The organism is Klebsiella sp. MS 92-3, from assembly GCF_000195655.1.
Classification (GTDB): Bacteria; Pseudomonadota; Gammaproteobacteria; order Enterobacterales; family Enterobacteriaceae; genus Klebsiella; species Klebsiella pneumoniae.
The window spans coordinates 44,819-53,324 of sequence record NZ_GL882877.1 but is presented as its reverse complement, the minus strand read 5'-3'; the positions used below and the strand labels follow the sequence as shown (position 1 = coordinate 53,324).

General features: G+C 58.6%; 12 protein-coding genes. 10 read left to right on the top strand and 2 right to left on the bottom strand.

Features of this window, described 5'->3' with window-relative positions:
- Positions 1–221 precede the first annotated feature (221 nt).
- Entirely contained in the window at positions 222–773 is a 552-nt protein-coding gene (yjgA, locus tag HMPREF9538_RS00010) for a ribosome biogenesis factor YjgA (RefSeq protein WP_004177664.1), read from the bottom strand.
- A 95-nt stretch (positions 774–868) separates the two neighbouring features.
- On the opposite strand from yjgA, the gene pmbA reads away from it, so the two are divergent.
- Positions 869–2,221 carry a metalloprotease PmbA gene (gene pmbA, locus HMPREF9538_RS00015; RefSeq protein ID WP_004152265.1) on the top strand — a complete coding sequence of 451 codons (1,353 nt, stop codon included), beginning with the start codon at positions 869–871 and terminating at the stop codon, positions 2,219–2,221.
- 36 nt (positions 2,222–2,257) lie between these two features.
- Positions 2,258–2,644 (top strand): cytochrome b562, encoded by a 387-nt coding sequence (cybC, locus tag HMPREF9538_RS00020; protein WP_002886893.1) that lies wholly within the window; start codon positions 2,258–2,260, stop codon positions 2,642–2,644.
- A 54-nt stretch (positions 2,645–2,698) separates the two neighbouring features.
- Here the strand turns inward: cybC and HMPREF9538_RS32545 are convergent, their stop codons facing one another.
- Positions 2,699–2,827, bottom strand: a complete 129-nt coding sequence (locus tag HMPREF9538_RS32545; protein WP_162497776.1) for a hypothetical protein — start codon at positions 2,825–2,827, stop codon at positions 2,699–2,701.
- Between the two features lie 106 nt (positions 2,828–2,933).
- On the opposite strand from HMPREF9538_RS32545, the gene HMPREF9538_RS0128705 reads away from it, so the two are divergent.
- From HMPREF9538_RS0128705 to dagF, 8 genes are all read left to right on the top strand, one after another.
- Positions 2,934–3,272: a PRD domain-containing protein gene (locus HMPREF9538_RS0128705; RefSeq protein WP_002886894.1), complete on the top strand. Its 339-nt coding sequence runs from the start codon at positions 2,934–2,936 to the stop codon at positions 3,270–3,272.
- A 10-nt stretch (positions 3,273–3,282) separates the two neighbouring features.
- Positions 3,283–3,645, top strand: coding sequence for an SFCGS family glycine-rich protein (locus HMPREF9538_RS00025; RefSeq protein ID WP_002886895.1), 363 nt, complete (start codon positions 3,283–3,285; stop codon positions 3,643–3,645).
- Positions 3,646–3,647: 2 nt separating this feature from the next.
- The gene (locus HMPREF9538_RS00030) at positions 3,648–3,947 is read left to right on the top strand and encodes a DUF4312 family protein (RefSeq protein WP_002886896.1); all 300 of its coding nucleotides are present in this window, start codon (positions 3,648–3,650) and stop codon (positions 3,945–3,947) included.
- A gap of 21 nt (positions 3,948–3,968) precedes the next feature.
- Positions 3,969–4,745: a DUF4311 domain-containing protein gene (locus tag HMPREF9538_RS00035; protein WP_009486554.1), complete on the top strand. Its 777-nt coding sequence runs from the start codon at positions 3,969–3,971 to the stop codon at positions 4,743–4,745.
- Positions 4,746–4,758: 13 nt separating this feature from the next.
- Entirely contained in the window at positions 4,759–5,403 is a 645-nt protein-coding gene (locus HMPREF9538_RS00040; protein WP_004152267.1) for a DUF4310 family protein, read from the top strand.
- Positions 5,404–5,508: 105 nt separating this feature from the next.
- On the top strand, positions 5,509–6,642 hold the full coding sequence (locus HMPREF9538_RS00045; protein WP_009486553.1) for an amidohydrolase/deacetylase family metallohydrolase: 1,134 nt from the start codon (positions 5,509–5,511) through the stop codon (positions 6,640–6,642).
- Complete coding sequence (locus HMPREF9538_RS00050; protein ID WP_009486552.1) at positions 6,626–7,744, top strand: DgaE family pyridoxal phosphate-dependent ammonia lyase; 1,119 nt, start codon at positions 6,626–6,628, stop codon at positions 7,742–7,744. The genes HMPREF9538_RS00045 and HMPREF9538_RS00050 overlap by 17 nt, the downstream gene beginning before the upstream one ends.
- A complete protein-coding gene (dagF, locus tag HMPREF9538_RS00055; protein WP_009486551.1) occupies positions 7,741–8,481 on the top strand; it encodes a 2-dehydro-3-deoxy-phosphogluconate aldolase in 741 nt (246 codons plus the stop codon). Before HMPREF9538_RS00050 ends, dagF begins: the two co-directional genes overlap by 4 nt.
- Positions 8,482–8,506: the final 25 nt, after the last annotated feature.

Genomic DNA, 8,506 nt, shown 5'->3' with positions numbered 1-8,506 from the left:
TGTTGAGTAACCGTTTGATATACAGGGCTCTGTAGACCGGATAAGGCGTTAGCCGCCATCCGGCACAATGACGGGAACGGAGTCTGGTACAGCTTGCCCGGCGGCGCTGCGTTTGCGCGGGCCTACGGTGTTGAGTAACCGTTTGATATAGGGAACCGTAGCCCGGATAAGGCGCAGCGCGCCGCCATCCGGGAGACTATTGCGGGCAAAAACAGGGGGACTTAGCCTTCGTTTTCCGCCAGTTCACGCAGATACTGGAAGATCAGGCGCGCCGATTTCGGCGGCTTGTTGCCTTCTTTCTCTTTCTTCGCATTGCGGATCAGCGAACGCAGCTGCTGACGGTCAGCATCTGGCCACAGGTTCAGCACTTCAGCGACGGCGTCATCCCCGTCGTCAATCAGTCGGTCGCGGATCTGCTCCAGCTTGTGGAACAGCGCAACCTGCTGGTTGTGACGGTTTTTCAGCTTGTCCAGCGCCTGACGAATCGGATCGACATCGCGGTTGCGCAGCATCTTGCCGATAAGCTGCAGCTGGCGGCGGCGACCCTCTTTTTTGATTCGCTGGGCGAGTTCGATGGCGTCGCGCAGGTCGGTATCCAGCGGAATTTTATCCAGCGCGTTTTTCCCCAGGTCAACGAGTTCCGCGCCAAGACGCTTCAGTTCTTCCGCGTCGCGCTTAATTTCACTCTTACTGACCCAGATGATTTCATCATCTTCATCTTCAACGTCATCACCGGGCACGTCGTCGAGCCAGTCTTCGGGCTGCTTTGTCATCTCAGGCTCCTTAAAAAAAGAGGCTAATGTTACCAGTTAAGGCGCGCACTGAAAAACGGTTCTCTGTTAGACTTCAGTTAACTCCTTCTTACATTATGGCATTAGCAATGAAAGTCATCTCTCAAGTTGCACAGCAGCGTAAGACGCTGGAAGAAGCCGTTACCACGGCACTGGAACTGGCGGCAGGTAAATCTGATGGTGCGGAAGTTTCCGTCAGCAAAACCACGGGCATCGGCGTCAGCACCCGCTATGGCGAAGTGGAGAATGTAGAATTCAACAGCGATGGGGCATTAGGCATCACGGTTTACCATCAGAACCGCAAGGGCAGCGCCTCCTCCACCGATCTTAGCCCGGACGCTATCGCCCGCACCGTGCAGGCGGCGCTGGATATCGCCCGCTATACCTCCCCGGACCCGTTTGCCGGCGTAGCCGATAAAGATCTGCTGGCCTTTGACGCCCCGGATCTGGACCTGTTCCACCCGGCGGAGGTCTCCCCGGACGACGCCATCGAACTGGCCGCCCGCGCGGAGCAAGCGGCCCTGAAGGCCGATAAACGCATCACCAACACCGAAGGCGGCAGCTTTAACAGCCACTACGGCATTAAAGTGTTCGGCAACAGCCATGGCATGCTGCAGAGCTACTGCTCGACTCGCCACTCCCTCTCCAGCTGCGTCATTGCGGAAGATGACGGCGATATGGAGCGCGACTACGCCTACACCATTGGCCGGGCGATCGAGGATCTGCAGTCCCCGGAATGGGTCGGGGAAGAGTGCGCCCGCCGCACCCTGTCGCGCCTGGCGCCGCGTAAGCTGTCGACCATGAAGGCGCCGGTCATTTTCGCCAACGAAGTGGCGACCGGGTTGTTTGGTCACCTGGTCGGAGCGATTGCCGGCGGCGCGGTCTACCGTAAATCGACCTTCCTGCTCGATTCGCTGGGCAAACAAATTTTGCCGGAGTGGCTGACCATTGAAGAGCATCCGCACCTGCTGAAAGGGCTGGCCTCCACGCCGTTCGACAGCGAAGGCGTGCGCACCGAACGTCGCGATATCGTCAAAGACGGCGTGCTGACCCAGTGGCTGCTGACCAATTACTCAGCGCGCAAGCTGGGGATGAAAAGCACCGGCCACGCCGGGGGCATCCACAACTGGCGCATTAACGGCCGCGGCCTGAGTTTTGCAAAGATGCTTAAAGAGATGGGCACCGGTCTTGTGGTTACCGAACTGATGGGGCAGGGTGTCAGTGGCGTCACCGGCGACTACTCACGCGGCGCATCCGGCTTCTGGGTAGAAAACGGCGAAATTCAATATCCTGTCAGTGAGATCACCATTGCAGGAAATCTGAAAGAAATGTGGCGTAATATCGTGACCATTGGCGATGATATTGAAACGCGCAGCAACATTCAGTGCGGTTCTGTGCTGCTGCCGGAGATGAAAATCGCCGGGCAATAACACCTGTTTGCTTAAATAATAAAAAGGAAGTGAGCAATGCGTAAAAAACTGTTAGCGATGCTGGCTGTCTCTGCTTTTGCGCTCGGTTCAGCGTCGGCCTTCGCCGACCTGGGCGAAGACATGGACACTCTGGCAGAAAACCTGCAAGTGGTACAGAAGACCTCCGACGCCGGCGAGCTGAAAGCGGCGCTGAATAAGATGCGTACCGCCGCGGTCGATGCTCAGAAAGAGACCCCGCCGAAGCTGGAAGGCAAAGCGGCCGACAGCGCTGAGATGAAAGATTACCGTCACGGTCTGGATATTCTGATCGGCCAGATCGACGGTGCGCTGAAGCTGGCGAACGAAGGCAAGGTGAAAGAGGCGCAGGCCGCCGCGGAGGAGTTTAAAACCACCCGCAACACCTATCATAAGAAGTACCGCTAACCGTTCTTTTCGGGAGGCATTAGCCGATGCCTCCCACCTGAAAGCCTACCGATATCACATTTTTCCACTCTCTTTTTCCGGCCTTTCCGCTGCCGCGGGCGCCTTGTCCACGCTCATTGTTGTGATACATCTCACGCCATAGCCGTCGTTTTTACCTTTTCCCTGTGAATATGTGGGGTCGATCCCCCCTGCCGCCTCCCTTTCCACTTCGAAGTGGAAAACAACTCGCTACAAACTCCTGTCCCCCGGCGCTACCTTGATTTCCAGAGACATCAGCGGGGTAACACAAGTGAATAACGGAGCGGTAATAAACGACGTAGGGGAGCAGGCGGCGCAGACCGAACGCCTGGCTGACAAGATGTTACAGCAGGTTTTCGCCCTGTTAAGCCGTCACGACATCGTCCCTAACGACGTTCAGGAGCAAATGCTGACTTCCCACGTGCGGGCCATGGCCCACCGGTCAATCAGCGGCGAACCGCTACCGGAAGTGGATGCCAGTCTGTTCGAAGAAATTTCTGAAGATTCAATGATGCTGGCCCGCGAAGTGGTCGCACAGTTCGGCAACCTGCCTGATGAAGAGGCCTGGCTGCTCTCCGTCCACTTCGAAGTCGCGAAAGATAACCTGTAAGGAGCAAAACATGGAACAAATCACTGTAGTCATTGGCGACCGTCTGGGTAAAGGCCAAAAAGTCGCCGCAGGCGCTGAAAAAGCGGGCGCACGTGCTGTGGTCGTCCCTGGCGTTGCGGCCGACATGAAGCTTGGCGACATAATGAAAGCGGAAAACGCCACCTTCGGCATCTCCTTCTGCGGCAGCGGCGGCGCTGGCGCCATCACCGCCCAGACCAAATACGGCTACAAAGCAAAATATGGCATGCGCTCTATTGATGAGGGCGTCACCGCTATCAACGAAGGCTGCAACGTGCTGGGCTTCGGCTTTATGGATAAAGAAGAGCTGGGCGAGCGGCTGGTAGAAGCCTGGAAAAAGAAATACGGCGCATAAGTATGAAAGAGCAATTCACCACCACGGTGAGGGTTGCCGGCAAAGGCGAAAGCAAATCACGGGCCTTCGCCGATGCCCTGAACCATGTGCAGGCTGCGGTGATGAAATCATCCTCGCGCATCCTACTGCGTATTGAGCCACAGGACGTGACGGTTGTTCATGCGCGCGAAGCGGTACGAAAAGAGGCGTTTCTGTTCTTCTTTTTGCGCCGTGAACGACGGACCTACAGCGTGGAGCTGGACGTCACCGTCAACGTGACCGCCATCGATCTCGATAAAGTGGATTTCGTCACGCAAACCTGATTGTTAGCATAAGGTCTGACTATGTTCCTGATAATTTTAATAAAATCGCTTATCATCGGCGGCCTGGTCGGCGTCGGCGTGGGCGCCGGAGCGGCACGCATGTTTCATGCCCCCCCCACGCAGGGGATGGGGGCGTTTCGAACCCTGGGCGAGCTGAATTCCTGTGAGGGCGATCCGGCCTCCCACTTCTCCTTTGGCCTTGGCTTCTTCTTTAACGCCTGGGCCTCTTCCGTTGCAGCAGGCTCCTTCACCCAGGATGTTGACCACCGCATTATACCCAACTGGGGCGCGGCGGCGCTGATGCTGAAAAATCGTAACGTCGGCGAAACGCTGCACGATCCGAAAAAAATGGCCATCTCCTGCGGCATCATCGGCATGATTGTCGTCGCCTTCCTCAACCTGACCGCCTCGTCCGTACCGGAAGCGCTGCAGGTGACCGCCGTTAAGGTACTGGTGCCGGCGGCAAACCTGCTGGTAAACACCGTGATGCCGGTGATCTTCTGGCTGGCGGCGATCGATGCCGGTAAAAAATCAGGCTTCTGGGCAACGATTTTCGGCGGCGCCGCGCAGCTGATTATGGGTAACGCCGTACCGGGTCTGGTGCTGGGGATCCTGATCGGTAAAGGCGTCGAAGAGAGCGGCTGGAACCGGGTGACTAAAGTGATGATGGTGGCCATCGTCGCGCTGTTTGTCCTCAGCGGCTTCTTCCGTGGCTTCGACATGAAGATGATCGAATCCTTCCATCTGACCGTGCCGAACTGGCTGGACATGATCCACAACTCACTCAGCGGCAAGTAACGGGAGCCGGATAATGGAACAGAATAAAGGTTTTTGGTATGCCGACTGGTCGTTCCCGATCTTTGTTGGCCTGCTCTCCTCCGGCGTCTTCGCCGGGACCCACATGTACTACCTGTACGGCATCGGCGCCTTTAACGAAGTGGCCTTCGTGGCGATGCTGAAGTCGGGGATTGATACCGGCGTTTACGGCGCGGTGGCGGCGTTTGGCGCCAGCTTCCTGTTCGCCCGCATCATCGAAGGGTCGCTGGTAGGGATCCTCGATATCGGCGGCGCCATTCAGACCGGTATCGGCCTCGGCGTACCGGCGCTGCTGCTCGGCGCGGGCTTTGTCTTCCCGGTGGCGAACTTCGCCGCGTCGCTGGTCACCGGCCTGGTCCTCGGCCTGGCGGTGGGCTACATCATCATTCTGGCGCGTAAGTTCACCATCAACCAGAGCGATTCCACCTACGGCGCCGACGTGATGATGGGGGCCGGTAACGCCTCCGGCCGCTTCCTCGGTCCCTTGATCATCCTCAGCGCAATGACCGCCTCGATTCCTATCGGGATTGGCTCGCTGGTTGGCGCACTGCTGTTCTACATCTGGCAGAAACCGATCACCGGCGGCGCCATCCTCGGGGCGATGATCCTCGGTTCCATCTTCCCGGTGGCGATTAGCTAAGCGCCCGATGGCGCTGCGCTTATCGGGCCTACAAGCCAGCGCGGTTTGTAGGCCGGATAAGGCGGTACGCCGCCATCCGTACACTCTTTTCATCAGGAGATAGCTATGTTTGATTTACTCCTGCGCCGCGCGCGCCTCGTCGACGATACCCTGACTGATATCGCCATTCAGGACGGGAAAATCGCGGCGCTGGGCGAGATTAGCGCGCCCTCCCGTAAAACCATTGAGCTGAACGGCAAGGTTTACGTCAGCGCTGGCTGGATTGACTCTCACGTTCACTGCTACCCGAATTCACCGATTTATCACGATGAGCCGGATAGCGTCGGCATCGCCACCGGCGTCACCACCGTGATCGATGCCGGCAGCACCGGCGCCGACGACGTCGATGACTTCTATCAACTGACCCGTAAAGCGGCGACGGAAGTTTATGCGCTGCTCAACATCTCCCGCGTCGGGCTGATTGCGCAGAATGAGCTGGCCAATATGGCCAATATCGACGCCGCCGCGGTGAAGCAGGCGGTGCAGCGTCATCCCGACTTTATCGTCGGCCTGAAGGCGCGGATGAGCAGCAGCGTCGTCGGCGAAAACGGCATTACGCCGCTGGCGCGCGCCAAGGCCATTCAGCAGGAAAACGACGATCTGCCGCTGATGGTGCACATCGGCAATAACCCGCCGAACCTCGATGAAATCGCCGATCTGCTGAGCAGCGGCGACATCATTACCCACTGCTATAACGGCAAGCCGAACCGCATTCTGAATCCTGCCGGCGAGCTGCGCAGCTCTATTACTCGCGCTCTGCAGCGCGGCGTGCGTCTCGATGTCGGCCATGGCACCGCCAGCTTCAGCTTTGAGGTGGCGCGGCGGGCGATTGCGCTGGGCATTCTGCCGCACACCATTAGCTCCGATATTTACTGCCGCAACCGGATCGACGGCCCGGTGCGCTCGCTGGCGCTGGTGATGTCGAAATTCCTCGCCATCGGCATGACGCTGCCGCAGGTGATTGACTGCGTGACCGTCAGCGCCGCCGAAGGGCTGCGCCTGTCGCGTAAAGGGCGGCTGGAAGTGGGCTTCGACGCCGATTTAACGCTATTTCGCCTGGAGCACCGGCCCACGCTGCTGGTGGATGCTGAAAAAGAGAGCCTGCAGGCTGACAACATTCTGGTGCCGCTGGCCGCGATCCGCGCGGGCAAAGGCTATCTGACCGAACAAGGGAGCGTGGAACATGCCTTCGATTTTTGAGAAATACCATTTAAAACAGGTGATTAATACTTCTGGCCGCATGACGGCGCTGGGCGTTTCCACGCCGCGCCCGGAAGTGGTTGAAGCCGCGATGGCCGGTATGAACCAGTACTTTGAAATGAAAGACCTGGTGAATAAAACCGGCGAGTACATCGCCAAACTGTTGGATGTGGAAGGGGCGACCGTTGTCTCCTGCGCATCGGCGGGGATTGCCCAGTCGGTAGCGGCGGTGCTGGTGAAAGACAGCGACTGGCTGCTGGAGAATCTGCACGTTACGCCGATTGAGAATAACGAAATCGTGTTGCCGAAGGGCCACAACGTCAACTTCGGCGCGCCGGTTGGCACCATGGTGGCGTTGGGCGGCGGTAAGCTGGTGGAAGCGGGCTACGCCAACGAATGTTCTGCCCAGCAGCTGGCGGCGGCGATCACTCCGCGCACCGCGGCGATTCTGTACATCAAATCCCACCACTGCGTGCAGAAAAGCATGCTCAACGTCGCGCAGGCCGCGGAAGTGGCGCGCCAGCATAACGTACCGCTGATCGTCGATGCGGCGGCGGAAGAAGATCTGCAGTGCTACTACCGCATGGGCGCCGACCTGGTTATCTACAGCGGCGCGAAAGCGATTGAAGGGCCGACCAGCGGGCTGGTGATCGGCAAAACGCAGTACGTCGAGTGGGTTAAACGCCAGTCGATGGGGATTGGCCGGGCGATGAAAGTGGGTAAAGAGGGCATTCTCGGCCTGACCTGCGCCATTGAACACTACCTGACGGCGAGCAAAGAGAGCGGCGAGCAGATGGTGGCGAAGATGACGCCGTTTATCGAACAGCTCAACGCGCTTAACGGCGTGACCGCGCGGGTGGTGTGGGACAGCGCGGGCCGCGATATCGCCCGCGCCGAAATTAAATTTGATGAAGCCACGACCGGCGTGAAGACCGGCGATCTGGTTAACGCGCTGAAGCAGGGTGAATACGCCATCTACTTCCGCGGCTATAAAGCGAATGAAGGCATTATCGAAGCCGATGTCCGCAGCGTAAACGCGGAGCAGCTGGCGGTGGTCGCTCGCCGCATCGCAGAAGTTCTGAATAAGGAGAAACAAGCATGAAACTGACCCCAAACTTTTACCGTGACCGCGTGTGCCTGAACGTCCTGGCGGGCAGCAAAGACAACGCCCGTGAAATTTACGACGCGGCGGAAGGTCACGTCCTGGTCGGCGTGCTCTCCAAAAACTATCCGGACGTCGCCAGCGCGGTGGCCGATATGCGCGACTACGCGAAGCTGATCGATAATGCGCTCTCCGTCGGGCTGGGGGCAGGCGATCCAAACCAGTCGGCGATGGTGAGCGAGATTTGTCGCCAGGTGCAGCCGCAGCACGTCAACCAGGTCTTCACCGGCGTGGCTACCAGCCGCGCGCTGCTCGGGCAGAACGAGACGGTGGTCAACGGCCTGGTCTCTCCCACCGGTACGCCGGGAATGGTTAAGATCTCCACCGGCCCGCTGAGCAGCGGCGCGGCGGATGGCATTGTGCCGCTGGAAACCGCCATCGCGCTGCTGAAAGACATGGGCGGCAGCTCCATCAAATACTTCCCGATGGGCGGCCTGAAGCACCGCGCCGAGTTTGAAGCCGTCGCCAAAGCCTGCGCCGCGCACGATTTCTGGCTCGAGCCGACCGGCGGTATCGATCTGGAAAACTACAGCGAGATCCTGAAAATCGCCCTCGATGCCGGGGTAAGCAAAATCATCCCGCATATTTACAGCTCGATTATCGATAAAGCCAGCGGTAACACCCGCCCGGCCGATGTGCGCCAGCTGCTGGAGATGACCAAACAGTTAGTGAAGTAGTGCCCTTGTCCCCCCCCCCCCCCCC

Bases quoted from the DNA above. Each gene is read 5' to 3' on its own strand.
- yjgA (WP_004177664.1), bottom strand. From the start codon at position 773: ATGACAAAGCAGCCCGAAGACTGGCTCGACGACGTGCCCGGTGATGAC.
- pmbA (WP_004152265.1), top strand. From the start codon at position 869: ATGGCATTAGCAATGAAAGTCATCTCTCAAGTTGCACAGCAGCGTAAG.
- HMPREF9538_RS00045 (WP_009486553.1), top strand. From the start codon at position 5,509: ATGTTTGATTTACTCCTGCGCCGCGCGCGCCTCGTCGACGATACCCTG.
- dagF (WP_009486551.1), top strand. From the start codon at position 7,741: ATGAAACTGACCCCAAACTTTTACCGTGACCGCGTGTGCCTGAACGTC.
- HMPREF9538_RS00025 (WP_002886895.1), top strand. From the start codon at position 3,283: ATGGAACAAATCACTGTAGTCATTGGCGACCGTCTGGGTAAAGGCCAA.
- cybC (WP_002886893.1), top strand. From the start codon at position 2,258: ATGCGTAAAAAACTGTTAGCGATGCTGGCTGTCTCTGCTTTTGCGCTC.
- HMPREF9538_RS00040 (WP_004152267.1), top strand. From the start codon at position 4,759: ATGGAACAGAATAAAGGTTTTTGGTATGCCGACTGGTCGTTCCCGATC.
- HMPREF9538_RS00050 (WP_009486552.1), top strand. From the start codon at position 6,626: ATGCCTTCGATTTTTGAGAAATACCATTTAAAACAGGTGATTAATACT.
- HMPREF9538_RS00030 (WP_002886896.1), top strand. From the start codon at position 3,648: ATGAAAGAGCAATTCACCACCACGGTGAGGGTTGCCGGCAAAGGCGAA.
- HMPREF9538_RS00035 (WP_009486554.1), top strand. From the start codon at position 3,969: ATGTTCCTGATAATTTTAATAAAATCGCTTATCATCGGCGGCCTGGTC.